Annotated in this window: 22 protein-coding genes; 17 read left to right on the top strand and 5 right to left on the bottom strand. The window is 47.9% G+C overall.

The genetic code is table 11. The annotated features are described in order from the left end of the window. The first annotated feature begins 47 nt into the window (after window positions 1–47). From I6E49_RS04055 to I6E49_RS04110, 12 genes are all read left to right on the top strand, one after another. Window positions 48–737 (top strand): SPOR domain-containing protein, encoded by a 690-nt coding sequence (locus tag I6E49_RS04055; protein WP_235400604.1) that lies wholly within the window; start codon window positions 48–50, stop codon window positions 735–737. 226 nt (window positions 738–963) lie between these two features. Further along, on the top strand, window positions 964–1,554 hold the full coding sequence (gene folE, locus I6E49_RS04060; RefSeq protein WP_235392752.1) for a GTP cyclohydrolase I FolE: 591 nt from the start codon (window positions 964–966) through the stop codon (window positions 1,552–1,554). A gap of 136 nt (window positions 1,555–1,690) precedes the next feature. Continuing rightward, window positions 1,691–2,377 (top strand): DUF4840 domain-containing protein, encoded by a 687-nt coding sequence (locus I6E49_RS04065; protein ID WP_235400605.1) that lies wholly within the window; start codon window positions 1,691–1,693, stop codon window positions 2,375–2,377. A 51-nt stretch (window positions 2,378–2,428) separates the two neighbouring features. Further along, complete coding sequence (locus I6E49_RS04070) at window positions 2,429–3,178, top strand: exodeoxyribonuclease III (protein WP_235400606.1); 750 nt, start codon at window positions 2,429–2,431, stop codon at window positions 3,176–3,178. 202 nt (window positions 3,179–3,380) lie between these two features. Continuing rightward, entirely contained in the window at window positions 3,381–4,073 is a 693-nt protein-coding gene (locus I6E49_RS04075) for a phosphatidylserine decarboxylase family protein (RefSeq protein WP_235400608.1), read from the top strand. Between the two features lie 88 nt (window positions 4,074–4,161). Further along, window positions 4,162–4,887 (top strand): CDP-diacylglycerol--serine O-phosphatidyltransferase, encoded by a 726-nt coding sequence (gene pssA, locus I6E49_RS04080; RefSeq protein WP_235400609.1) that lies wholly within the window; start codon window positions 4,162–4,164, stop codon window positions 4,885–4,887. A 61-nt stretch (window positions 4,888–4,948) separates the two neighbouring features. Further along, a complete protein-coding gene (locus I6E49_RS04085; protein ID WP_235400610.1) occupies window positions 4,949–5,215 on the top strand; it encodes a DUF4834 family protein in 267 nt (88 codons plus the stop codon). Between the two features lies 1 nt (window position 5,216). Next, window positions 5,217–6,272 carry a M20 family metallo-hydrolase gene (locus I6E49_RS04090; RefSeq protein WP_235400611.1) on the top strand — a complete coding sequence of 352 codons (1,056 nt, stop codon included), beginning with the start codon at window positions 5,217–5,219 and terminating at the stop codon, window positions 6,270–6,272. Window positions 6,273–6,303: 31 nt separating this feature from the next. Then, entirely contained in the window at window positions 6,304–7,494 is a 1,191-nt protein-coding gene (locus I6E49_RS04095) for an ROK family transcriptional regulator (protein ID WP_235400612.1), read from the top strand. Between the two features lie 43 nt (window positions 7,495–7,537). Beyond that, window positions 7,538–11,278 carry a DNA polymerase III subunit alpha gene (dnaE, locus tag I6E49_RS04100; RefSeq protein WP_235400613.1) on the top strand — a complete coding sequence of 1,247 codons (3,741 nt, stop codon included), beginning with the start codon at window positions 7,538–7,540 and terminating at the stop codon, window positions 11,276–11,278. A gap of 75 nt (window positions 11,279–11,353) precedes the next feature. Continuing rightward, window positions 11,354–11,668, top strand: coding sequence for a thioredoxin (gene trxA / locus I6E49_RS04105; RefSeq protein ID WP_235392761.1), 315 nt, complete (start codon window positions 11,354–11,356; stop codon window positions 11,666–11,668). 523 nt (window positions 11,669–12,191) lie between these two features. Then, window positions 12,192–12,467: a hypothetical protein gene (locus tag I6E49_RS04110; RefSeq protein ID WP_235400614.1), complete on the top strand. Its 276-nt coding sequence runs from the start codon at window positions 12,192–12,194 to the stop codon at window positions 12,465–12,467. A gap of 272 nt (window positions 12,468–12,739) precedes the next feature. Here I6E49_RS04110 and I6E49_RS04115 read toward each other — a convergent pair whose 3' ends face one another. Further along, window positions 12,740–13,750 (bottom strand): class II fructose-bisphosphate aldolase, encoded by a 1,011-nt coding sequence (locus tag I6E49_RS04115; protein WP_235400616.1) that lies wholly within the window; start codon window positions 13,748–13,750, stop codon window positions 12,740–12,742. A gap of 269 nt (window positions 13,751–14,019) precedes the next feature. Between I6E49_RS04115 and I6E49_RS04120 the strand changes: the two genes are divergently transcribed. The 3 genes from I6E49_RS04120 to I6E49_RS04130 all read left to right on the top strand — a co-directional run bounded on the left by I6E49_RS04120 (window position 14,020) and on the right by I6E49_RS04130 (window position 17,340). Further along, complete coding sequence (locus I6E49_RS04120; RefSeq protein ID WP_235400618.1) at window positions 14,020–14,976, top strand: glycosyltransferase family 8 protein; 957 nt, start codon at window positions 14,020–14,022, stop codon at window positions 14,974–14,976. Beyond that, the gene (locus I6E49_RS04125; RefSeq protein ID WP_235400620.1) at window positions 14,973–16,082 is read left to right on the top strand and encodes a hypothetical protein; all 1,110 of its coding nucleotides are present in this window, start codon (window positions 14,973–14,975) and stop codon (window positions 16,080–16,082) included. The genes I6E49_RS04120 and I6E49_RS04125 overlap by 4 nt, the downstream gene beginning before the upstream one ends. Window positions 16,083–16,203: 121 nt before the next feature. Beyond that, window positions 16,204–17,340, top strand: coding sequence for a hypothetical protein (locus I6E49_RS04130; protein ID WP_235400622.1), 1,137 nt, complete (start codon window positions 16,204–16,206; stop codon window positions 17,338–17,340). A gap of 4 nt (window positions 17,341–17,344) precedes the next feature. On the opposite strand, the gene I6E49_RS04135 is transcribed toward I6E49_RS04130, so the two are convergent. Next, a complete protein-coding gene (locus I6E49_RS04135) occupies window positions 17,345–18,139 on the bottom strand; it encodes a glycosyltransferase family 32 protein (RefSeq protein WP_369681604.1) in 795 nt (264 codons plus the stop codon). A gap of 48 nt (window positions 18,140–18,187) precedes the next feature. Here I6E49_RS04135 and I6E49_RS04140 point away from each other — a divergent pair, with 48 nt between their 5' ends. Continuing rightward, window positions 18,188–19,087, top strand: coding sequence for a glycosyltransferase (locus I6E49_RS04140; RefSeq protein WP_235400661.1), 900 nt, complete (start codon window positions 18,188–18,190; stop codon window positions 19,085–19,087). Between the two features lie 66 nt (window positions 19,088–19,153). Here I6E49_RS04140 and porZ read toward each other — a convergent pair whose 3' ends face one another. Then, window positions 19,154–21,232, bottom strand: a complete 2,079-nt coding sequence (porZ, locus tag I6E49_RS04145) for a type IX secretion system anionic LPS delivery protein PorZ (RefSeq protein WP_235400626.1) — start codon at window positions 21,230–21,232, stop codon at window positions 19,154–19,156. 138 nt (window positions 21,233–21,370) lie between these two features. On the opposite strand from porZ, the gene I6E49_RS04150 reads away from it, so the two are divergent. Beyond that, window positions 21,371–23,653, top strand: a complete 2,283-nt coding sequence (locus tag I6E49_RS04150) for a GH92 family glycosyl hydrolase (RefSeq protein WP_303645483.1) — start codon at window positions 21,371–21,373, stop codon at window positions 23,651–23,653. A 304-nt stretch (window positions 23,654–23,957) separates the two neighbouring features. Here I6E49_RS04150 and I6E49_RS04155 read toward each other — a convergent pair whose 3' ends face one another. Next, on the bottom strand, window positions 23,958–24,209 hold the full coding sequence (locus tag I6E49_RS04155; protein WP_235392771.1) for a type B 50S ribosomal protein L31: 252 nt from the start codon (window positions 24,207–24,209) through the stop codon (window positions 23,958–23,960). Between the two features lie 210 nt (window positions 24,210–24,419). Further along, entirely contained in the window at window positions 24,420–24,590 is a 171-nt protein-coding gene (locus I6E49_RS04160; RefSeq protein WP_235400629.1) for a hypothetical protein, read from the bottom strand. Window positions 24,591–24,663: the final 73 nt, after the last annotated feature.

Genomic DNA, 24,663 nt, shown 5'->3' on the forward strand with positions numbered 1-24,663 from the left:
CAGTGGAGCTGCCGCAATTGCCGGCGGCTCCACATTATAATATATATATGAAACGCTTTCTATTCATACTGAACTTGCTATTATGCATAGGTGCTGCCGCCCAGGCACAAACCTACACACAACACCTGCAACAGAAAAAGCAGGGCAAGGCCAATGTCACCCTGACACAGAGCCGCGAAATAGAAACGCTTGTCAACGGTGCCAACGTGAGCGCACGCAAACCTGCCGACGACAACCAGACACCAAATAACGCACACAAAACCGACAACGCCCCAATCAAAAAGCAGAACAACCAGGAGCAGGCGCACCAAAAGCACTCTGCCAACCAACATAAAGGCGACAGCACCAACAACGCCCATCGCGAACAGCACGCTACCAACGAGCATCACGCCGACAACCACAAGACCGACAACAACGACAACGAAATGGAAATCCCTACTGTCGATATGCGCAAGAAGGTGATGCGTAGAGCCTACAAAGTGAACGGATATCGCGTGCAGGTGTTTGCCGGAGGCAACTCGCGCAACGACAAAATCAAAGCACAAAATGCTGGCAACGCCGTAAAAATGGCATTTCCAAGCCAGCCTATATACGTACACTTCTACTCGCCACGATGGATTTGCCGTATGGGCAACTACCGCACCTACGCAGAGGCCAACGCCATTCTGCAACAGGTAAAGAAAATGGGATACAAGCAGGCTTGCATCGTAAGCGGAAAGATTACTGTGGCGTATTAGGAATTAGGAGTTTTGAATGTTGAGTTTTGAATTATTCTCGGCTTCGCCTGCGATTATGAATTAATCAATGTTGAATTGAGAATCCAAAACCCAAAATTGCCAAAGGCAACAATTCAAAACTCAAAACTCAAAATTGCCAAAGGCAACAATTCAAAATTCAAAATTCAAAATCGCAGGCGAAGCCGAGAACAATTCAAAATTCAAAACTCAAAATTCAAAACTCAAAATGATAACTCCCGAATATCGCGAGGGTCTCGACGACCTCGCATCACACTACAAAGAAGTACTGACATTGCTCGGCGAAGACCCCGAACGTGAGGGACTGCAGAAGACCCCGATGCGTGTAGCAAAGGCTATGCAGGTGCTCACACGCGGATACTCGCAAGATCCGCACAAGGTATTGACCGACGCCCTCTTCAAGGAAGACTACAACCAGATGGTACTCGTCAAGGACATCGACGTGTTCTCGCTGTGCGAACACCACATGCTGCCCTTCTACGGCAAGGCACACGTGGCGTATATCCCCAACGGCTACATCACCGGACTGAGCAAGATAGCACGCGTAGTAGACATATTCTCACATCGTCTGCAGGTGCAGGAACGCCTCACACAGCAGATACGCGAGTGCATCGAGGACACACTCCATCCCCTCGGAGTGATGGTAGTGATTGAGGCTAAGCACATGTGCATGCAGATGCGTGGCGTGGAGAAGCAAAGCTCCATAACCATGACAAGCGACTTCTCGGGTGCTTTCGAACAGGCGAAGACTCGCCAGGAACTGATGAACCTCATCAACTCCAATTCGCACAAGTTCTGACAAGAACAAAAAAATATTGAAAAAAAGCAGACTATCCATGCAATGTTTGCCTGATGCCTGCATTATATATAATGTATAGGCCGTAAAGCTATAACATTGCAACGAATATAAAAACAATAAAAACAGAACAAACAAAATGAAGAATCTTAGAAACTTTATCATGGCGTTCGTCGGCTTCATTGCCGTTGCCATGTGCGTAACATCATGTCTCAGCAACGAGGACGACTCTCTCGACTACGCTACACAGAAGCAATATCAGCAAGTTATGGAAGGTCCGCAGACCGGCAAGATCCGCTTCTATCGCCAGCAGGGCACAAGAGCCTACGTAGGTCAGCAGACTCTCGTCAAGTACGACTCTATTCCTGCCAACTGGTATATAGGATCAGACTCTACTATAACAATCAACAACTTCCCGGTATATATGCTCGACAGCGCCATTATTGTCAACAAGGAAGCTACAGGCGACGATGCCGTGAAGTATCGCTCGCTCAATCAGGCTATCCGCGCTATGAAGGACAACCCTTCACAGGGCTTTACAAAAGCAAAGGCTATTTACGCTATCCCTTCAACAGGATGGGTAAGCGAGAGCGTATTACAGTTTATGCTTCAGCCGTTGACAATCGAGCGTACTATAAACTTTAACGGAGGCGACCACAAGGTTTACTTTGTATTCAACAGCTACAACGTAGGCGCATTCTCAAGAAGCACCCGTGAGGCTCAGGCATCGTACACACTGTCTGCTATCTGCATCGACCAGCTCAGCCCGCAGAATGCTGTGCCGTCAACATACTTCAATAGCGTAGGCATCCTGTTGGCAAAATAAGGCGCAACACGTGTGCTACAGCTACAACAATAAATAAGCAAATACACATAAATGAAATTCATTTCATGGAACGTAAACGGTCTGCGTGCGTGCGTGCAGAAAGGGTTTGAAGAATCTTTCCGCACGCTCGACGCGGACTTTTTCTGTCTGCAAGAGACCAAGATGCAGGCAGGTCAGCTCGACCTGCAGTTTGAAGGCTACAACTCCTATTGGAACTATGCCGACAAGAAGGGATATTCGGGCACTGCCATATACACACGCCACACACCCCTAAGCGTGAGCTACGGCATCGGAATAGACGAGCACGACCACGAGGGACGCGTCATAACACTCGAGATGGAGGAATTCTATCTCGTCACATGCTATACACCCAACTCGCAGGACGGGCTGCGCCGACTCGACTATCGCATGAAGTGGGAGGACGACTTCCTCAACTACATCAAGCAGCTGGATGCCAAGAAACCCGTCATCCTTTGCGGCGACCTGAACGTGGCACACGAAGAAATCGACCTCAAGAATCCCAAGACCAACCGCAAGAATGCCGGATTCACCGACGAAGAACGACAGAAGATGACACAATTCCTCAACAACGGATTTGTCGATTCGTTCCGTACGCTCCATCCCGACGACCCTACCTACTCGTGGTGGTCGTACCGATTCCGTGCACGCGAGAAGAACGCCGGGTGGCGCATCGACTACTTCATCGTGTCCGAACGTATGCAAGCCAGCATCGCATCAGCATCAATACATACAGAAATATACGGCAGCGACCACTGCCCAGTAGAGCTCGTCATTGAATGACGGGCTTTTTTTATAATGTAATAAGCATAACCTAAAGAAACATTAAAATATTTGTCATTTCCGCAAAAAGTAACTATCTTTGCACAGATAAACTGTGTCCGTGCATACAACTGTTTTCTTGACATTTCTATCGGGACATACAACAATGTGTGAAAACAAAATTAAAACAACAACCAAATACAGCCTAACCCCATAACTTACAATGATTAAAAGAATAAAGAAACTCAAGAAAATACGTTTACACCGTGAAGGAACCGACACTCTCGTATACGGATTCATATTCATTGCAGCTATCGCTCTGCTGTTGTGGCGCTTCTGCGACAACAAAGCTCCGTTCTGGTGCTTCACAGTAATATTCGCTGTAGTATATGGTATTGTCATCAACTTCTTCCGATGCCCTATCAGATTCTTCCCAAGCGAAGACACCGAGAAGATAGTAGTGGCTCCGGCCGACGGACGCATCGTAGTGATTGAAGAGGTAGACGAAGACACATACTTCCACGAGCGCCGCATTATGGTGAGCATTTTTATGAGTCTGTTCAATGTACACGCCAACTGGTTCCCCGTAGACGGACGCGTCAAGCTCGTAGCTCACCACAACGGCAACTTCCACAAGGCTTGGTTGCCCAAGGCAAGCGAAGAGAACGAGCACGCCGACGTAGTCATAACAACTCCCGATGGTGTCGACATCCTGTGCCGACAGATAGCCGGTGCCGTGGCACGACGCATCGTGACATACGCCAAGGAGGGTGAGGATTGCTACATCGACGAGCACCTCGGATTTATAAAGTTCGGTTCGCGCGTTGACGTTTATCTGCCACTCGGCACCGAGATATGCGTCAAGATGGGACAAGCCACTACCGGCGACCAGACTGTTATAGCAAAGCTCAAATAGAGTTGGGCTAACAAAAGCAATACGGAACAACAATGACAGAATCGCGGCATTGCCGCGATTTTGATTTTATAAATTCAAAATTCGAATAATGGCAAACTTTATTACAAGTAAGATACCAAACACCCTGACATGCGGCAACCTCGTATCGGGCTGCATAGCTACCTACTTCGCCTTGTGCGGCGAAGCACAACTGGCGCTCATGTGGATTGTAGCAGGAGCCGTATTCGACTTCTTCGACGGAATGAGCGCCCGTCTGCTCGGAGTAAGCTCGCCCATAGGCAAGGAACTCGACTCGCTGGCCGATGACGTGACCTTCGGGGTGGCACCAGCAGCAATGGTGTTCACCCAACTCTCGGTAATGGAATATCCATCGTTTATGGAACCGATAGCACCATACGTACCGTTCTTCGCATTCGTAATGGCTGCATTCTCGGCTCTGCGATTGGCTAAGTTCAATCTCGACACACGACAGACCACATCGTTCATCGGACTCCCTACACCTGCCAACGCCTTGTTCTGGGCATCGTTGCTGGTATCACAACCCGACATCATCGAGAGTTCTTCAATGATGGTGTTGCCTATGCTCGCAATGATATGCATAAGCAGCTGGCTATTGATAGCTGAAATTCCGATGTTCGCCCTAAAGTTCAAGAACTGGGGATGGGCAGGCAACGAGCTTAGATATTCATTCATCGTGTTCTCGGCTGCCATGATTGTATTGCTGGGCATAATGCAAAGCTTCTGGGTTATCATAACAGCCTACTTCCTCATATCGGTTGTAGCTGACGCTATGAATACCAAAGCCAAGCAATAAGTGGCAGGAAAAGCTCAAGAGAGGCACAAATATATTTATTAACTTCAAACAGACAAAGAAAATGGTATTTGTAGGACTCTTTCTGAAATCAATATTTCTCATCTTGCTGCTGAGCGCCTTCTTCTTCATCGGCATCATATTATATTTATATGTACGCGTGAAGAAAATGACCAAGACGTTCAATTCCAAGTCTACAAGACGCTCCACCAACAAGTCACAACCGACAAACGAACACGTATACGACGAACGCCCTGAAAGCCAAGCCAAACGAAAGATATTTGCAAAAGACGAAGGCGAATACGTGGATTTTGAAGAAGAAAACAACTGATATGGACAAGTATACAGACGAAGCCATAGCGTTGCTGCAACGACTTATAGCTACTCCGTCGACAAGTCGCGACGAAAAAAATGCAGCCGACATCATGCAAGGGTACATCGAAAGCCTTGGCATGAAGACGTGGCGCGAGGCTAACAATGTGTGGACTGTATCGCCATGGTTTGACGAAAACAAGCCCACCCTACTGCTCAACGCACATATCGACACCGTAAAACCCGTCAGTTCGTGGACTCGAAAACCATTTGAACCTACCATTGAGGACGGAACACTGTACGGACTGGGCAGCAACGACTGCGGTGGCGGACTCGTATCGCTTTTGCAGACAATGCGCATCCTGTGCCGACAGGAGCAAAAATACAACATCGTTTATCTCGCTTCGGCGGAAGAGGAAGTGTCGGGCAAGGACGGAATAAGCCGGGCAATACCGCTGTTGCCACACATCGACGTTGCTATAGTGGGCGAACCTACTGGCATGCAACCTGCTGTTGCCGAAAAAGGACTGATGGTGCTCGACCTGACAGCACACGGCAAGAGCGGACATGCGGCACGTGGCGAAGGTATCAACGCCCTGTATGCAGCACTCGACGACCTCGTATGGATACGCGACTACCGCTTTGAGCGCGTCAGTCCGTTACTCGGACCTACCATAATGAACGCCACAGTCATCAATGCAGGCACCCAACACAATGTAGTTCCTGACGAATGTCATATCATAGTAGACGTGCGCACCAACGAACTCTACACCAATGAGGAGGTGTGCGAATTCGTTGCAAAGAATATTCACAGCGACTGCAAGGCACGTTCATACCGACTACACTCGTCACATATACCCACCAACCATCCAATAGTACAACGACTTACGGATATGGGCAAAACTCCATTCGGGTCGCCGACGCTTAGCGACCAGGCTCTGATGCCATGGCAGTCGCTCAAACTTGGACCTGGAGACTCGGCGCGATCACACTCTGCCGACGAATTCATTCGCATCGAAGAGATAAACGACGCAATAGACACATACGTTGACTTGCTCGACAAACAAGTAATTTGAAAACAACAAACATAAAACCCTGCAATCTATTATGCTTAACAATTTCAAGATAGACAACGAAACCAAAAGCGGACAATGCAAGAAAGGCATACTCAACTATTTCGTTGCTAATGGCAACTCTACCATACAGGAGCTGGCCAAGGAAGTGAATCTTAGTGTTCCTACTGTCACTAAGGCATTGGGCGAACTGCTCAACATGGGATATATCAACGAGTATGGAAAGCAGGAGACCGGCGAAGGACGCCATCCGACACTCTACGGCCTCAATCCCGACTCAGGCTATTTTGTCGGTGTAGAGATTAAGGAAGGCTTTGTCAACCTTGGAATGATAAACTTCCGGGGCGACCTCGTTAATATCGAGAACGACAAACCATGCCGCATCGACAACACAATGGAGTCGGTCAAGGAGCTGTGCGAACTCGTCAAGCAGTTTATCGACAAGTCGGACGTGAACAAAGACAAAGTTCTTAACGTGCTCTTCAGCATTGCAGGACGCGTAAACGCAAAGAGCGGATACAGCCACACGATATACAACTTCACCGAAGAACCCCTCACTACACTCTTCTCCGACCTGCTCAACTATCCTGCAAGCATCGAAAACGATACAAGAGCATACGCTTATGGCGAATATATGGCAGGCAATGTCAACGGCGAACGAGACATTCTGTTCGTAAATGCAAGCTGGGGACTTGGCCTCGGAATAATCGTCAACGGCGAACTCTATACCGGACGCTCTGGATTTGCAGGCGAAATAGGCCATATGCATATGTACAACAACGAGATACTCTGCCACTGTGGCAAGAAGGGATGTCTCGAAACCGAGGCTTCGGGACGCGCTCTCTACCGCATAATGCACGAACGCATAAATGCCGGCGAATCATCGTCGCTGACACAAAGCGTCGGCAACGACTTCACACTCGAGGACATCATCGATGCCGTAAACGCCGAAGACCCACTTAGCATTGACGTAGTGGAGCACATCGGTCATACTATTGGCGAGACTGTTGCCAACCTTATCAATGTGTTCAACCCCGAACTGGTAGTCATAGGCGGACTGCTGGCACGCACGGGCGACTTCCTCCTGCAGGCTGTCAACGTGTCGGTGCGCAAGTATACACTCAACCTTGTCAACAAGGACACACGCCTGTGCCTGTCAAAACTCAACGCACGCGGAGGCATTATAGGAGCCTGTCTGCTGGCACGCAAGATGGTGCTGGGATAAGAACAGACCCGAATAAAGCCGCCGCCGATAATATCAAAATAACATGGAAGATTTCATTCACCTACACGTACATACCTATTACTCCATACTCGACGGACAATCGCCCGTGCAGAAACTTGTGGATAAAGCGGTAGCCAACGGCATGCGCGGCATGGCCATAACCGACCACGGCAACATGTTCGGCGTGAAGGAATTGTATAACTACTGCAACAAGATAAACGGCAAACTGAAGGACGAGGGCAAAGAACCCTTCAAGCCCATATTCGGATGCGAGATGTATGTGGCTCACCGACGCAAATGCGACCGCGAAAAGGACCGCGGCGACATGGGCGGCTACCACCTTATAGTGCTCGCAAAGAACTATAACGGCTACAAAAACCTCATCAAGCTGGTGTCACGTGCATGGGTGGATGGTTATTATATGCGTCCTCGTACCGACCGCGAGGACTTGGAGCGATATCACGAAGACCTTATTGTATGCTCGGCATGTATTGCCGGCGAAGTGCCCGCCAAGATTCTGAATGGCGACATGCAAGGAGCGCGCGAAGCAATTGAATGGTATAAGCGCGTGTTTGGCGACGACTATTATCTGGAACTTCAACGTCACGAGGTGAAGGACCCGCATCAGCGTGCCAACCGCGAAACATTCCAGTTGCAACAGCGTGCCAACAAGGAATTGATAGAGCTGTCGAAGGAGTATGGCATAAAGCTTGTCTGCACCAACGACTGCCACTTTGTCGACCAGGACAATGCCGAAGCCCACGACCACCTGCTGTGTCTGGCCACTGGCAAAGACCTTGATGACCCCAACCGTATGCTCTACTCCAAGCAGGAGTGGTTCAAGACGCGCGAAGAGATGAACGAAATCTTCGCCGATGTGCCCGAAGCACTTTCTAATACACTTGAGATATTGGACAAGGTGGAGCCATACTCCATCGACCATGCGCCCATTATGCCTTTCTTCCCCATTCCTGCCGAATTCGGTAGTGAGGAAGAAACACGCAAGCGCATTACACCCGAAGAGCTGTTCCGCGAGTTTACAACCGACGAGAACGGCAACGACATCATGTCAGACGAAGAAGCCGAGAAGAAAATCAAGAAACTCGGCGGACTGGACAAGCTCTATCGTATCAAGTTTGAAGCCGACTATCTGGCCAAACTCGCATACGATGGTGCCAAGAAGTTGTATGGCGACCCGCTACCCGACGAAGTTTACGAGCGTGTGAAGTTCGAATTGCACATCATGAAGACCATGGGCTTCCCCGGTTACTTCCTTATTGTGCAGGATTTCATCAACTCTGCACGTGACAAACTTGGCGTAATGGTAGGCCCCGGACGTGGTTCGGCAGCCGGATCGGTTGTAGCCTATTGCTTGGGCATCACCAAGATTGACCCAATCAAGTACGACCTGCTTTTCGAACGATTCCTTAACCCCGACCGTATTTCTCTCCCTGATATCGATACCGACTTCGATGACGACGGACGCGGCAAAGTGCTCGAATGGGTTGAGGACAAATACGGACACGACAAGGTTGCGCACATCATCACCTACGGCACTATGGCCACGAAAAACTCTATCAAGGACGTGGCACGTGTGGAGAAATTGCCGCTCGATATAAGCAACCGTCTGTGCAAAGCCATCCCCGACAAGTTGCCCGACGGACTGAAGATGAACCTGCCCAACGCCATCAAGAGCGTACCTGAGCTGCGCGAAGCCGAAGCAAGTGCCAATCCCCAGATGGCAAACACCATAAAATATGCCAAGATGCTTGAGGGAACGGTGCGCGGAACGGGCATTCACGCCTGCGGAACCATTATCTGCCGCGACGCAATTTCGGATTGGGTGCCCGTGTCAACAGCCGAAGACAAATCCGACCCAGGCCACAAGCTTCTTGCAACACAATACGACGGACACGTCATTGAGGAGACGGGACTTATCAAGATGGACTTCCTCGGACTCTCCACCCTGTCTATAATGAAAGAGACAGTGGAGAACATCCGACTGACACACGGATTCACCGTCGACCTGGACACGATTCCTATCGACGACGAACTAACATACAAACTCTATCAGGAGGGCCGCACCATCGGTACGTTCCAGTTTGAGTCGGCAGGTATGCAGAAGTATCTGCGCGAGCTGAAGCCCACGGTTTTCGAGGACCTCATTGCCATGAACGCCCTCTATCGTCCCGGTCCTATGGACTACATCCCGTCGTTCATTGCCCGTAAGAACGGTAAGGAAGAGATAAAGTACGACATCCCGTGCATGGAGAAGTACCTCAAGGACACCTACGGCATTACCGTCTATCAGGAGCAGGTGATGCTCCTCTCGCGCCAGCTTGCCAACTTCACCCGAGGCGAATCGGATGCCCTGCGTAAGGCAATGGGTAAGAAGAAGAAAGCTATCGTTGACGCAATGAAGCCTAAGTTTATCGAAGGCGGACAGAAGAACGGCCACGACCCGAAAGTGCTTGAGAAGATCTGGGCCGACTGGGAGAAGTTCGCATCATACGCATTCAACAAGTCGCACGCCACATGCTACTCATGGGTGGCATATCAGACAGCTTATCTGAAGGCACACTACCCTGCCGAATTTATGGCAGGCAACATGAGCCGATGCATCAACGACATCACGAAGATAACGAAGCTCATGTCCGAATGTCAGGCAATGGGCATACCGTGTCTCGGTCCTGACGTCAACGAGAGCCAGCGAAAGTTCTCTGCCAACAAGAAAGGCGAGGTACGATTCGGACTGTCTGCAATCAAGGGAATGGGCGATGCAGCTGCGGTGAACATCATAGCCGAGCGCGAGAAGAACGGACCATATAAAGATATATTCGACTTTATACAGCGTGTCAACCTCTCGGCGGTCAACCGCAAGGCCCTTGAATCGCTTGCTCTGAGCGGCGGATTCGACTCGTTCGGCATCAAGCGAGAGCAATACTTCGCCCAAAACGTCAAGGGCGACACCTTTATAGAGACAATTCTGCGCTACGGTCAGGTGTATCAGACCGAGCAATCGTCGATGCAGAACTCGCTGTTTGGCGACATGGGTGGCATAGAGATAACCACTCCGCCAGTGCCAAATTGCGAACCTTGGAGCACAATGGAGCTGCTCAAGAAGGAGCGCGAGCTCGTCGGCATATACCTGTCGGCACATCCGCTCGATGACTATGCCGTAGTGCTCAACCATATGTGCAACCTCAAGTGCCCGCAAGTGGGCCGCGAGATGGACAAGAAAGACCTTGCCCGATACGAAGAACTCACGTTCGGAGGCATCGTTACAGCCGTGTCATCGCGCTGGACCAAGACCAACAAGCCCTTCGGAATAGTGACAATCGAAGACTTTGAGGGCGCAGGCGAAATAGCATTGTTCGGTGAAGAGTGGACAAAATGGCAGAGTATGCTGCAAGAGGAATATCCAGTGTACATCACGGCAAAGTGCCAGCAGCGTTTCCGCAACAATCCAGACGCCTACGATCTGGTGATAAAGAAGATAGAATTCCTTAGCGACGTGAAGGACAAGTCGATAGACAAGCTCACCATCTACATAGACTCCACACTGTTCAAGGACTCCAGCATCACCGACCTGCAGACCATGCTGCAAAGCAACAAAGGCCAGGTGCCGCTCTACTTCAACATACACGACACCGAGCACAACACCAACATCGAGATGTACAGCAGCAAAGTGACAGTCGACGTCAACAAGCGGCTGCTCAACTTCCTCGACGATATGGACAAGCAGTCGGGCGAACTTCACAGCGTGCGCTACGCCATCAATTAGTCAGGACACAAGCAAGAATGGCACAGACTTTGATATTAATTATTCATTAACGACAATATTAAAAAACAAAAGACAATGGAAGTAAAGATTACAACCGAAAACATTGAGCAGTACAAGAGCGGCGAACTGCCGTTGGTAGTTGACCTTTGGGCTACATGGTGCGGTCCTTGCCGTATGATTGCCCCTATCGTTTCAAAGCTCGCCGAGGAATACGACGGCAAGATAGTAGTAGGCAAGTGCGACGTAGAGGAGAACGACGACGTAGCAGCCGAGTACCGCGTACGCAACATCCCTACACTGCTGTTCTTCAAGGGCGGCGAACTCGTAGGCAAGCACGTAGGTGCCATCACCGAGGGCGACCTTAAGGCAAAGTTCGACGAGCTTCTGTAAGCCACTCCGAACTATATGACACTCCCTAAGAGGGTGTGCTACAACTGGAATGACCGGACTAAACGTTCCGGCAAATCCAGTAGTAGCACACCCTCTTTTTTGTATATTGCCATCCAGCAAAAACGTCGTATCAAGGCATGATACGATCATTTCAAGGCACGATACGGTCATATCAAGGCTTGATACGACCGTTTCAAGGCACACGACAAAACCTTATATCACTATCCAGACATTAGTATCACGGTTGAAAAGGGACATGGTAACGTATTGCATACGTGCTTGGCATCTATCAAGAACACACGAAAAAGCCATGAGTGATATAGTGTAACCCTTTCTTTTCAAGTGCAATAATAAAATACAAGAAATAACGTTCTTCATAAAGAAAGGTTTTGTGCGATAATAGTTCAAGGACTAAAAACTCTACCTTTGCATACTACAATAAATAACAACACGTTTAAGGTCGCAATTTGCGACCAGTCTAAAACGGATGTCATAAAATGTGGAAACAAAATAACGAGACAATATGTTTGAGATAATAGGAGAAATAATCGTCAGATTCTTGCAAGGAATAGGCGCAATGGTGTTTAGGATTTTATGGTGGTTGTTCATAGAGGCCTTAGGCTCTGTATTCCGTTTCTTTTGGCTGAGGCTTTTTCTGCGCCGTCAAGTTTCTTTCGGTCAAGTATACTTTGAAATGGGACGAAAGCAAGAATCATTTGTAAAAAACTATGGCTGGGGATTACTGATTATAACGATTGTTTTGGTAGCTATTGGACTTTGTCAAAAATATAAATTGTAGAAATCATAAAGAAACGAAGGAAAGGCGATGACGACTCTTGCTTGATTACATTCGGAGGGCAAAAGGACTCCTTTTACAATGCAAAAGGATTACATTTGGAGGGCAAAAGGACTCCTTTTACAATGCAAAAGGACTACATTTGGAGGGCAAAAGGACTACATTTGAAAAGGAGAAAGATTTTGCTACCTCGCGAGGAAACAATCGCTACCTCGCGAGAGAGCAAAAAAAAGCCCGAAACCAAACGGTTTCGGGCGCAAACTATATAGTTTGTATTAGTCGAGCTGAGCGAGCTTGTTGTCAGAACCGAGCACGTCAATGATCTTGTGCTTGTACATCTGCTCCATGAGGTCGCGAGCAGGACCGCAGTACTTACGTGGGTCGAACTCACCTGGTTTGTCGTGGAATACCTTGCGAACAGCAGCGGTGAATGCGAGACGTGAGTCAGAGTCGATGTTGATCTTGCAAACTGCAGAAGCAGAAGCCTTGCGGAGCTGCTCCTCAGGAATACCAACAGCGTCAGGCAACTTGCCACCGTATTCGTTGATCATATCAACATACTCCTGAGGTACAGAAGAAGAACCGTGGAGAACGATTGGGAATCCAGGGAGCTTCTGCATGATCTCGTCGAGAACATCGAATGCCAATGGAGGAGGAACGAGCTTGCCAGTCTTCGGGTCGCGTGTGCACTGCTCCGGAGTGAACTTGTAAGCACCGTGTGAAGTACCGATAGAGATAGCCAATGAGTCAACACCAGTGCGGCTTGTGAAGTCGATAACCTCCTCAGGCTTTGTATAGTGGCATACGTCTGAAGAAACCTCATCCTCTACACCAGCCAATACACCGAGCTCACCCTCTACAGTTACGTCGAACTGATGAGCGTAGTCTACAACCTTCTTTGTAAGAGCGATGTTCTCCTCGTAAGGAAGAGCAGAACCGTCGATCATTACTGAAGAGAAGCCAAGGTCTACACAACTCTTGCAAAGCTCGAAGCTGTCACCGTGGTCAAGGTGAAGAACAATCTCAGGATGCTTGCAGCCAAGCTCCTTAGCGTACTCTACAGCACCCTCAGCCATGTAGCGGAGAAGAGTCTCGTTAGCATAGTTGCGTGCACCCTTAGATACCTGGAGGATAACCGGCGACTTCAGCTCTGAAGAAGCCTTGATGATAGCCTGAAGCTGCTCGAGGTTGTTGAAGTTGAATGCAGGGATTGCATAACCACCCTTGATGGCTCTTGCGAACATATCACGTGTGTTCACCAAGCCCAATTCTTTGTAGTTTACCATAATTGTTTATTTGTTTTAAAAAAAACGTGTAATCTTTTTACATCTGCAAAGTTAACATTTTAATTTGTCACGACAAAGCATCGAAACGTTTTTTTATGTTTCCTTTACCTTACTGTTTCATTACATTCTGATTTTGTAATATTTACTTTACAAAAATATTAATATGCTAACCGTCCGTACGGCATACGCCTGGCTTTGTAAAGCCGGACAACACAATATTAACAAGCAATGTGCGTTATGATTATATAATAATGTATATGGCAATAAGTATGGATATCGTATGCTCTACCGACTGCTGCTACGTCATGCAGACCGGAATAATGCTAACCTCGCTGTTCGAGAACAACCGCGAGGCAGACATACGTGTGCATGTGCTGCACAACGGCATCGACAGCAACAGCATCATGCTGATTGAACGCATAGCATACGATTACGGACAGAAGATAAAGTTCTATCTTGTTGACGAGAGTCTTTTCAGCGCCTTTCCGATAGGCCGTGAAGGGCAGAACACTCATGTCGGAACGTCGTATGCTACATACTATCGGCTATTACTAAGCGAGCTGTTGCCTGACGATATCAACCGTGTATTGTATCTCGACGGCGACATAATCGTCACGGACAGCCTCAACGAACTGTGGGCTACCGACATGCACGACAAGGCTATAGCCGCCGTGCCCGACAGCTATAACAACAAGATTGAGCATTACAACCGGCTGCATTATCCGCAGCCGTTGGGCTACTTCAACGCCGGAGTGCTTCTCATCAACCTGGATTATTGGCGTGCCAACAATGTGGCTGATGCCTTCTGCCAATACGCTTCAGCACGCCCCGACTCTCTATATTGCCACGATCAGGACATTCTGAACTACGTTTTCCGTGAGTCAAAGATTACTCTTCCGTTGAGATACAATATGCTCAACGAGTATTGGTTTGACATACGCCACTCAGTTGTGTCATGGGAGTTTGACAATCAGATGCTTTACGGTCAGCAGCATCCCGCCATCATACACTACACGGGGCTGCCCAAGCCATGGTTCAGCAACTGCCGCCATCCGATGAAGCGTGAATTCGAACGCTATCGTGCCATGAGCCCGTGGCGCGACGTAAAGGAAAGGAAATGGCGGACGCTGAAATACTGTCTTGAACAAATGGCTGTACATACTGTTGTGGCACTCGGAATGCGCCCGCAAGAATACATTGACGAAAACAAATACATAAGACTATGAAGATACTGTTGGTTGGCGAGTCGAGCATGTTGCACAACACGCTCAAGAAAGGACTCACAGAACGTGGCCATAAAGTCACGCTGATGTCCGACGGCAACGACTGGCACGACTCACCGCGCGATATTGACCTGCGCCGCAATATGCGTTGGGGCAAGCTGAGCGGTCTGCGAGTGCTGTGGAACATATTCTCCAATCTTCCGAAAGTGTGCGGCAACGACATTGTACAGCTTCATAACTACACTTTCGTGCCATTGATGGGCGGATGGAACCGGATAATGTTCTGGTTCTTGAAACTCACCAACAGACGCATAGTAAAGGGCTGTTTCGCCGACGACCCGTTTCTGTTCGAGCGACAAGCGGCAGGAGTTCCAGCCTATTCCGATACCTATTGGAACAATAAGCCACAGAATATGGAAGCCAACCGACAACGCATATTCGAGCACACACGTCCGCAATTCATACGTTGCTGGCACGATGTGGCATACAATTCGGACGCTCTTGTGGCTTGCCTGTACGAGTATTGGCTCTGTTACAATACACCACGGTTTGCCAAACGGCTGCATTACATTCCGCTACCGATGGAGATTCCACATGAGTCAAGCGCAAGAATCAAGGGAATGGGGCGCACTATAAAAGTGCTTGTAGGCATACAGCCCAAGCGCGACTACCTGAAAGGTGCCAAGCGCATAGCCTCTTTCGTAGAGTCTGTAGCCCTACGCCACCCAGGCAAAATAGAGATTAAGTATGTCGAGGGCGTGCCTTATGATGAATATATGCACATGCTCGACGAGGCAGACGTGCTTGTCGACCAGCTATACAGCTACACTCCCTCAATGAACTCGCTCGCAGCAATGGCTCGCGGCACAGTTGTCATAGGTGGAGGCGAAGAAGCTTACTACAACTTTATAGGCGAATCCCAACTGCGCCCGATAATAAATGTACGCCCCGACATTAGCGACAGCGAGAACGAAGCAGCCATTGAGTGTGCCTTCTTCACCAAAGGAAAGCTTCAACAAATGTCGCGCCAAAGCATTGAATTCGTTCAGAAATATCACGACTACCGCCGTGTGGCAGAGCAGTACGAAAGACTGTACCGCTCGTTATAACATCTACTGTCATTTACGTATGAAAGACAAAGTGCTGAATATAATAAAGAGTATTAAGTTCTTCAATTGCTGGTCTCTTTTTTATGCCGTAATATTGTTTATTGCAGCAATATATAATTATGTGTACAATTTTCAGTATTACAGCTTTGCTGATGTCTTCATCAACTATCAAGGTGGTTTTGTACGCCGTGGTTTAATGGGCGAAATGCTGTATCGGCTACACGGATTGGGTTTCGATCCGCTGCATACAGCATTGTTGTTGTGCCTTGTCGCCTATTTGACAATAGTAATATTTATGGTGAATGGATTCAAACGCAGGGGCTATTCATTAGGATTGTTATGTGTGTCGTTCTTGATTGGCGGAGTTGGAATATTCGGATTAAGCTTTTTCCGTCGTGATTTCATCGAACTGTGTATTCTGCTTATAATTGTAAAGTCGTGGACAAAAATGAATTTTCGGCTATGGTTGGTGCTTGCCAATACTCTTACAGTCATCGCTATATTGCTGCATGAACCTTATGCATTCTACGGTCTGCCGATAGTTGCGCTATTGACATTCTTGAAAACTAACAAAATAACCAGGTCATTGCTTTGTTGGCTCCCTTCGTTTGCAGCCTTCCTGCTATGTCTGAAATATTCGGGCAATACCGAAGTGTATGCAGCCATAATGCAAAGCATAAAACCTTATGCCGACTATCACAACGTCATAGAGTTTTTCACCTTTGACAGTTTGAGCGTAATGCGCATGCATCTGCATTACAACTTCTTTGCAATACTCAACCATTTGCCTACGATTATCGGCAGCATCGGCAGTATATTGGTTACGCTTTATTATGGAGCCAACGCTACATCGCAATATGCACGTTCATACGTTTCACCACAAGAACGTACCAACTATTTTGCACTACTGTCATTCTTGATGCTATGTCAAATACCAATGTTTACGGTTCTTTCGACTGATTTCACTCGTACTTGCATATATGCTTCCATATCTGCATATATAGTTTTCTTTAGTCTGGATGCCGAATCGTGTACGAGGCTGCTGCCGAGGTGGTATCGTAATTTGGCAGAAAGCTTGTTGACAACAATGAACCGCATAGTTCCACCAACCCGTTTAAAGATATTCGCCATAGCCCTTTTTATCGGAACAGTTCAGCACAATGGTCAAGGCACACTTGGACTATTCCGAGATTCTGAATTCGGCAATACGTATATGGTGTTGTATAAGATGGCGCATTTGTTTATTGCAGGCTGCTAATGAGTCACTTGCCAAAGCAATCCTTAAGCATTTTCAATGGACTTTGGTTCTTAAGTCCCAGCGAATTGTATACAGTTCGTTTCATCCTACTATACCATGGAAGCCATGTTCCTGCAAAATGGTGTATAGAATATGTGTCGTCTGTGACGCATGTCGTAGCGTCATCATACGAACGCGGACTGAAAAAGTTGTCTGTAAGTATTGGTAAGACATAACTGTCGTTACGCTCAGCGTACTGTCTTTCTGTATTCTTAGCATCGGCTATCGAACTGCAATCAACCAATTTATAGCCTTTATGTCGTAATATGTCCTCTACAATATTTGGCAATGGCTTTACCGAGCAAGTCCCATCGTGAAGTATAAATTCACGATTCTGATAATAGTCAAGACACTCCTTTACCCACTTGCTTCCTTTCTCAGCCCCAAATGTAGCCACTTCCAGTCCGTCGCACCCCTTCTGCCAACACAGCATTGTTTTGAGACCGAGCAAAGAATCAAACGGACGCAAGACCTCAACATCCATATCAAGATAAATGCCGCCATAATTATACAGGGCATAAAGACGTATGTAATCAGCAGCAAATGCATACTTACGGCTGTCGAACGCCTGCGAAACCCATACCGAACGGCCCTTGGCAAAACGGCCAAAGTTCCACAGCATGAACTCGTAATCAGGAAGTTGTTTCTTCCATGAGTCCATACACTTCTTTAGTTTGGCAGGTATGGGGTCATTGCTCAGCCAGCAATAATGTATTATCTTAGGTATCATATAATTATTTTCTTTACATTTGCAATATATCTTCCATTTATGGCGTTATTTAATATATGTACAACCAATAAAATGAAGATGATAGACAAGCTCACAATTCTTATCCCGGTATACAACGACGATGCTTCATCACTGGTGCAAGCACTTGTCGCAGAAGCCCGGAATGTCAAAGGTCTTGATTATGAAATCATTGTCTTTGACGATGGTAGCACCGATGCTCGTTGCATTGATGCCAATCATAGGCTTGCCTTACTGCCTGGTTGTAATTATGTTTCAGCTCCGCATCACCCTTGCCGTGCATCCATGCGCAATGCAATGCTACGTCAAGGCAGATACGAGTGGTGTCTTATGATTGACGCTCGATTGCGCCCTGCCAACTCTGATTTCATCAGTCGATATGTCCATGCTGGCGCAGATGGCTGCGGTGCGGTATGCGGTGGCGTTGTAGTGGATGGTGGCGACAATACCAAGAAACTTTACCGTGAAAACCTGCGCTTTCGTTATGAGAAACACGCAGAAAGCCTTCACTCTGTAGCAATTCGCCAACAGCACCCCTATCAGTCGTTCCGCACAACTAATATCCTGCTCCGTCGCTCCGTATTGCAGCACACGCCTTACGACGAACGCATCATCGGCTATGGCTATGAAGACGTTATGCTTGGCAGAGACCTTGAGCACGCCGGCATCAAAGTATTGCACATTGACAATCCAGTAGCCTATACTTCGTTTGAAGACAATGACCGCTATTTGGCAAAACTTGACGAGGCATTGCACACACTTCATTGCCTTAACAGTGAATTATACGGCTATTCGCCTCTACTCAGAACGATAGAAAGCCTCAAGAGGCTACATCTGCTTAGTCTGGTCAAATGGTTTCATCTTATTTTCGGGAATTTTGAACATCGAATCCTAACCGGAAGATATCCCAAATTGTTTCTACTCCAACTATATAAGTTAGGAGCATACGCTACATTATAAACAATAATCATGATTTTAACGTAGCAGAATTGCATCTGTCAGCACACGATTATCGGTTCACAACAATCAGTTCACAACAGCAATTCTACAAACAACACCTTTATCGCCAGTTTCAGTAGCTGCTTGAACCATATATACTCCACTTGCCACACGCTTCCCCTTAAGGTCGCGACCATCCCATTGGTACGAACCGCCAGTACTTCGTCCCTGATTTACAAGTGCACCATTGCTTGTCACAATCTTCACATCGGCATTGAAACTCAATCCTACAATGGTAATTTTGCCCGTATATTCAGGTGTCACGGGATTTGGGTAGGCATATACATTGTCCTTTGTCATTTCCTCAGATGGCTGTGTTGCGTCACTTGCATACGAGCACAACCCTCTTTCTGTAGCAAAATATACCATGTTTGAATTATCATCCACACATATATCATACACTGTATTTGACAGTAAAGGTGAATTTTCTGTCGTGAAATGCTGAATGAGTGTATTGCAATCATTACTTATCAGAAACACGCCATTATTTGTTCCCATCCATTTACGGTTTGCCCCATCCACAGATATACACCTCGTTTTGACGTCAGAAAGTAGATAGTCGGCAAGGTTTGTACCATCATTGCGTGGCACCTTATGCTGAACGAATAAGTCATTTCCTGCAAGTGCATCTGCAGATGAAATATAAAAAGGACCATTGATTGAAGCAATCCACACATTACCCTCCATATCCTCAGCCAATGAATACACCCCTATCGGTGTGATTACGGCATCGTCTTCATTCGTAAAGTCAGGACCAAAACTAACGAGTTTATCATTGACACAATCGTATGCATACAAGCGGTTTTCCATATAATAATTATTGGCAAACCACATAATGTTTTTATTGTAGCGGCTCTGCAGCAAACTCACAAGATTGTATTTTGCAGGAGTGCTCATTTCCAGATGTGGATAATTCACCCAATTACCACTCCCATGTTCTATCTTCCATATCGGATTGTCTACCATACTGTTCAAAACCCATAAATCACCATTGTCGGTGTATTTAAGGGTTGAAACTATAGTATAGTTATCCGAATTCACCCCTGATTCCAGAACACTGTTCTGACGTCCGTAATGCTTTATGAATTTCCCGTCCTGGAATTCGTATACACCACCTTTAGCTCCCACCATCACATGTCCTTCCTTCTTCGGATCGAAGTCCATACAAAGCAAATCGATGTAGTCATGACCTATCATTTGAGATGTGGGCTGCTCAAACTCGCTCCAATTCTGACCATTCCATACATGAACTTCACCCGGATAGCCTGCATTGTTCTCTTGTGCCCAGAATCCCCCTACACTATACAGCTTCCCCCCGTGCATATACAGACGATAGAAATGGTTGGAGGCGGGACCTTCGGGCAGCACTCCCTCGGTCTTGTATGTACGTGTGCCGTCTGTGGCGAGGGTGTAGCAAGCCAGTCGTCCGGCATCGTTGCGTGTCCACCAGAGTCCGGTGGAGGCATCGCGCACGTTAAGACGGTCATCTGTGAGAGCTGCATATCCGCCCACACGCTGCCATCGGTTCTTGTCGAGGAGGTTGTCGGTGAGCAGTCCGCGCCACGTTCCTTGCGTCTTCGACACTGCATACAGATAGCCGTCCTTGACGTACGAGTGGTCAACGGCGAAGCCCAACTGGTATGTATCGGCAATGACACCCTTCTTGGCGTCGAGCTTCATCACCCCCACCCCAATCGACATGTAGGCAAATTGACGGTCGATATAGATATGGCTGACGGTTTTGTCATTCACGGTTTCGGACAGATAGAGTCCTGGCACGTTGGTTATGTCGCCCGATGCAGACACAAGGTCGATGTTGCCGTCGCCGTATGCCACCACAAGACGCTTTGCCTGCTGCGACCATGCTATATGGCTTATGTCAATTCCGGCAAGTCCGGTGGTCTTGTTGAATACGGTAGTCTCGGCAGTTGTGTTGTTGTATGCGAACAGACTGCCCGAAGCGAGTGCGAAGCACACGTCGCCGGCAGGCGAAATCTCAGTCAGGTTGGCGTAGCTGGGATACACCTGCCATGTGCCAACAGCCAAGCCGAAGGCATAAAACACGGTAGATATATATATAAATAATGTAAGAATGTATTTGCGCATTGTCGGTTGTTTTATATATACTATTAACTCTTAAAAGGCTTATTTATTGCCTTAAAGGACTACCTTTATATCTATTGTTTCGGAAAAAATTCCTAACTTTGCATCATAAATGACTAAAAACACAATAAATAAACCATAATGAACAAGAAACATCTATTTTCTATGCTTATTGCGCTGGCGTTGTGCGTCACCACAATGGGCCGCCATTACGAACCTGTAGACTATGTGAGCACGCTTGTCGGAACACAGTCGTCGTACGCTATTTCTACAGGCAACACCTATCCTGCCGTTTGTATGCCATGGGGCATGAACTTCTGGACTCCGCAGACGGGAAAGATGGGCGACGGATGGACCTACACCTATACTGCCGACAAGCTGCGCGGATTCAAGCAGACTCATCAGCCCAGTCCATGGATTAACGACTACGGACAGTTTACTATCATGCCCGAGACGGGCGAAGCCCCAATATTCGACGAGGAGAAGCGTGCTTCGTGGTTCTCGCACAAGGCCGAGGTGGCTACTCCTTATTATTATCGTGCCTATCTTGCCGACTACGATGTGGTGACCGAGCTTGCACCGACAGAGCGCGCTGCCATCATGCGCATCACCTTCCCCGAGAGCAAGAGCTATGTTGTAGTTGACGCTTTCGACAAGGGTTCGTATGTCAAGATCATGCCGAAGGAGCGCATGATTGTGGGATATACGACAAAGAATTCGGGTGGCGTACCACAGAACTTCAAGAACTATTTTGTCATGAAGTTTGACAAGGACTTCACCTACACCGCCGCCGTTGCCGACGGACGTATCAATACGGCTGACATTAAGGCTGAATGCAACCATGCCGGCGGCATCGTGGGCTTCAAGACCAGCCGTGGCGAGCAGGTGAACGTGCGCATTGCGTCGTCGTTCATCTCTGAGGAGCAGGCTCTTGAGAACCTAAAAGAGCTTGGCTCTGACTCGTTCGACGAAGTAAAGGCACGCGGACGCAAGACATGGAACGACATTCTGGGTCGTATCGAGGTGAAGTCGGACGACATCGACCATCTGCGCACGTTCTATTCGTGCCTGTATCGTTCGGTGCTCTTCCCTCGCTCGTTCTACGAGAAGAACGCCAAGGGCGAAATCGTACACTACAGTCCGTACAACGGCGAGGTGTTGTCGGGATATATGTTCACCGATACTGGTTTCTGGGACACCTTCCGCTGCCTCTTCCCTCTGCTCAACGTGATGTATCCGTCGATGAACGAGAAGATGCAGGCTGGTCTGGTCAATGCCTATAAGGAGAGCGGATTTCTGCCTGAATGGGCTTCACCTGGCCATCGTGGCTGCATGGTTGGCAACAATTCGGCTTCGATAGTGGCTGATGCCTATCTGTGCGGACTCAAGAACTACGACGCCGAGACTCTGTGGCAGGCTGTAGTACATGGCGCCAGTGCCGTACATCCTACCGTAAGCTCTACCGGCCGACTTGGTTATGAGTATTACAACAAGTTGGGTTATGTGCCGTACGACGTGAAGATAAACGAGAACGTGGCGCGTACGCTTGAATATGCCTACGACGACTGGTGCATATACGAGTTCGGCAAGGCGCTGGGCAAGTCAAAGAAGGAGCTGGAACCGTTCCGCAAGCGCGCCTTCAACTATCGCAACGTGTTCGACAGCGAGAGCAAACTGATGCGCGGCAGACTCAAGAACGGCAAGTTCCAGAGTCCTTTCTCGCCGCTTAAGTGGGGCGATGCCTTCACCGAGGGCAACGCATGGCACTATACATGGTCGGTATTTCACGACCCCGCGGGCCTCATCCAACTGATGGGTGGCAAGCAGACATTCAACAACATGCTCGACTCGGTGTTCAATGTTCCGCCACTCTTCGACGACTCTTACTACGGCAGCGTTATCCACGAGATACGCGAGATGCAGATTATGAACATGGGCAACTACGCCCACGGCAACCAGCCCGTCCAGCACATGATTTATCTGTATGGCTATTCGGGCGAGCCGTGGAAGACGCAGTACTGGATTCGCCAGACAATGCAGCGCATGTACAACGCCAATCCTGACGGCTATTGCGGCGACGAGGACAACGGTCAGACTTCGGCATGGTACGTCTTCTCGGCTATGGGCTTCTATCCTGTATGTCCCGGAGCTGGCGAATATGTGCTCGGAGCACCTTATTTCGACGAGATGACGCTGCATCTGGAGAACGGTCGCACCGTGAGCATCAAGGCTAATGGCAACACCGACGACAACTGCTACGTCAATTCGCTGACGCTCAACGGCAAGCCTTACTCCAAGAACTACATCAAGCGCTCCGACCTGATGCAGGGTGCGCAGTTCGTCTACAACATGTCGGCGAAGCCAAACTATAGTCGCGGCACTGCCGAAAGCGACGCTCCGTACTCGTTCTCAAAAACCAAGTAAATGCCGAAATCCGAATGTTGAATCCCCGAGATTCAACCCTCATAATTCAAAAGGAGTCCTTTTGCATTCCAAATGTAGCCCTTTTGCTCTTCAAAAGGAGTCCTTTTGCACTCCAAATGTAGTCCTTTTGAAGAGCAAAAGGACTACATTTTTTTGCCGTACAAATCCATTGGTAAAGCATAGGCACAAAAAAAAAGTGCGTTCAACTCGTATATGCAACTACGATTGAACGCACTTTATTTGTTTTATCTGAAAATAGAACGAGTCTATTTCGAAAGGTCTATATGTAAAATCTCGCTTTTCCTTACTTGCGAACCTTAGCGTAACGGCTCATGAACTTGTCTACGCGACCGGCTGTATCGACGAGCTTGCTCTTACCGGTATAGAACGGGTGAGATGTGCTTGAGATTTCGACTTTTACCACCGGGTAAGTTTCGCCTTCAAATTCTACTGTCTCTGTAGTCTTGCATGTAGACTTTGTAAGGAACATATCGCCGTTGGACATATCCTTAAATACGACGGGGCGATAGTTTTCTGGATGAATTCCCTTCTTCATTTTGATTTTATTGTTATATTGTTAATAAAAAATTTCGCTTGTTATAAGCTTTAGCGGCTGCAAAGGTACGAGTTTTTTTGCTCACCGCCAAATTTTATCGGTATTTCTTTAAGATTGATTGACTGCAAATACCTACTAAGTATAAGTCAGTTATCTGAATTTTGGCGAAACAATCAGCCAAACGAAAAAAGACAGAGGATATGTCAAAAGTCAAACAAAGCGGGCTGAAAGCCCAAAAAGCACATAGCCCAAGGCAGCGCCTTGGGTGTACGGATTGAAAATATCAAAACGCCCTGCAAGGGCAAAAGCATTGATAATTAACGCTTTTGCCCTTGCAGGGCGCATTGCTATTTGTGATACTTTTACCCAAGGTGTTGCCATGGGCTATAGGCTTCTGCCCCTTCGGGGCGTACTGCTTTGACTTTTGACACCCTCTGTTTTATATAAAGTCTTC

The organism is Leyella stercorea (genome assembly GCF_021531655.1).

Coding starts and splice junctions, on each gene's coding strand:
- I6E49_RS04055 (WP_235400604.1), top strand. CDS start 48: ATGAAACGCTTTCTATTCATACTGAACTTGCTATTATGCATAGGTGCT.
- folE (WP_235392752.1), top strand. CDS start 964: ATGATAACTCCCGAATATCGCGAGGGTCTCGACGACCTCGCATCACAC.
- I6E49_RS04065 (WP_235400605.1), top strand. CDS start 1,691: ATGAAGAATCTTAGAAACTTTATCATGGCGTTCGTCGGCTTCATTGCC.
- I6E49_RS04070 (WP_235400606.1), top strand. CDS start 2,429: ATGAAATTCATTTCATGGAACGTAAACGGTCTGCGTGCGTGCGTGCAG.
- I6E49_RS04075 (WP_235400608.1), top strand. CDS start 3,381: ATGATTAAAAGAATAAAGAAACTCAAGAAAATACGTTTACACCGTGAA.
- pssA (WP_235400609.1), top strand. CDS start 4,162: ATGGCAAACTTTATTACAAGTAAGATACCAAACACCCTGACATGCGGC.
- I6E49_RS04085 (WP_235400610.1), top strand. CDS start 4,949: ATGGTATTTGTAGGACTCTTTCTGAAATCAATATTTCTCATCTTGCTG.
- I6E49_RS04090 (WP_235400611.1), top strand. CDS start 5,217: ATGGACAAGTATACAGACGAAGCCATAGCGTTGCTGCAACGACTTATA.
- I6E49_RS04095 (WP_235400612.1), top strand. CDS start 6,304: ATGCTTAACAATTTCAAGATAGACAACGAAACCAAAAGCGGACAATGC.
- dnaE (WP_235400613.1), top strand. CDS start 7,538: ATGGAAGATTTCATTCACCTACACGTACATACCTATTACTCCATACTC.
- trxA (WP_235392761.1), top strand. CDS start 11,354: ATGGAAGTAAAGATTACAACCGAAAACATTGAGCAGTACAAGAGCGGC.
- I6E49_RS04110 (WP_235400614.1), top strand. CDS start 12,192: ATGTTTGAGATAATAGGAGAAATAATCGTCAGATTCTTGCAAGGAATA.
- I6E49_RS04115 (WP_235400616.1), bottom strand. CDS start 13,750: ATGGTAAACTACAAAGAATTGGGCTTGGTGAACACACGTGATATGTTC.
- I6E49_RS04120 (WP_235400618.1), top strand. CDS start 14,020: ATGGATATCGTATGCTCTACCGACTGCTGCTACGTCATGCAGACCGGA.
- I6E49_RS04125 (WP_235400620.1), top strand. CDS start 14,973: ATGAAGATACTGTTGGTTGGCGAGTCGAGCATGTTGCACAACACGCTC.
- I6E49_RS04140 (WP_235400661.1), top strand. CDS start 18,188: ATGATAGACAAGCTCACAATTCTTATCCCGGTATACAACGACGATGCT.
- porZ (WP_235400626.1), bottom strand. CDS start 21,232: ATGCGCAAATACATTCTTACATTATTTATATATATATCTACCGTGTTT.
- I6E49_RS04150 (WP_303645483.1), top strand. CDS start 21,371: ATGAACAAGAAACATCTATTTTCTATGCTTATTGCGCTGGCGTTGTGC.
- I6E49_RS04155 (WP_235392771.1), bottom strand. CDS start 24,209: ATGAAGAAGGGAATTCATCCAGAAAACTATCGCCCCGTCGTATTTAAG.
- I6E49_RS04160 (WP_235400629.1), bottom strand. CDS start 24,590: ATGGCAACACCTTGGGTAAAAGTATCACAAATAGCAATGCGCCCTGCA.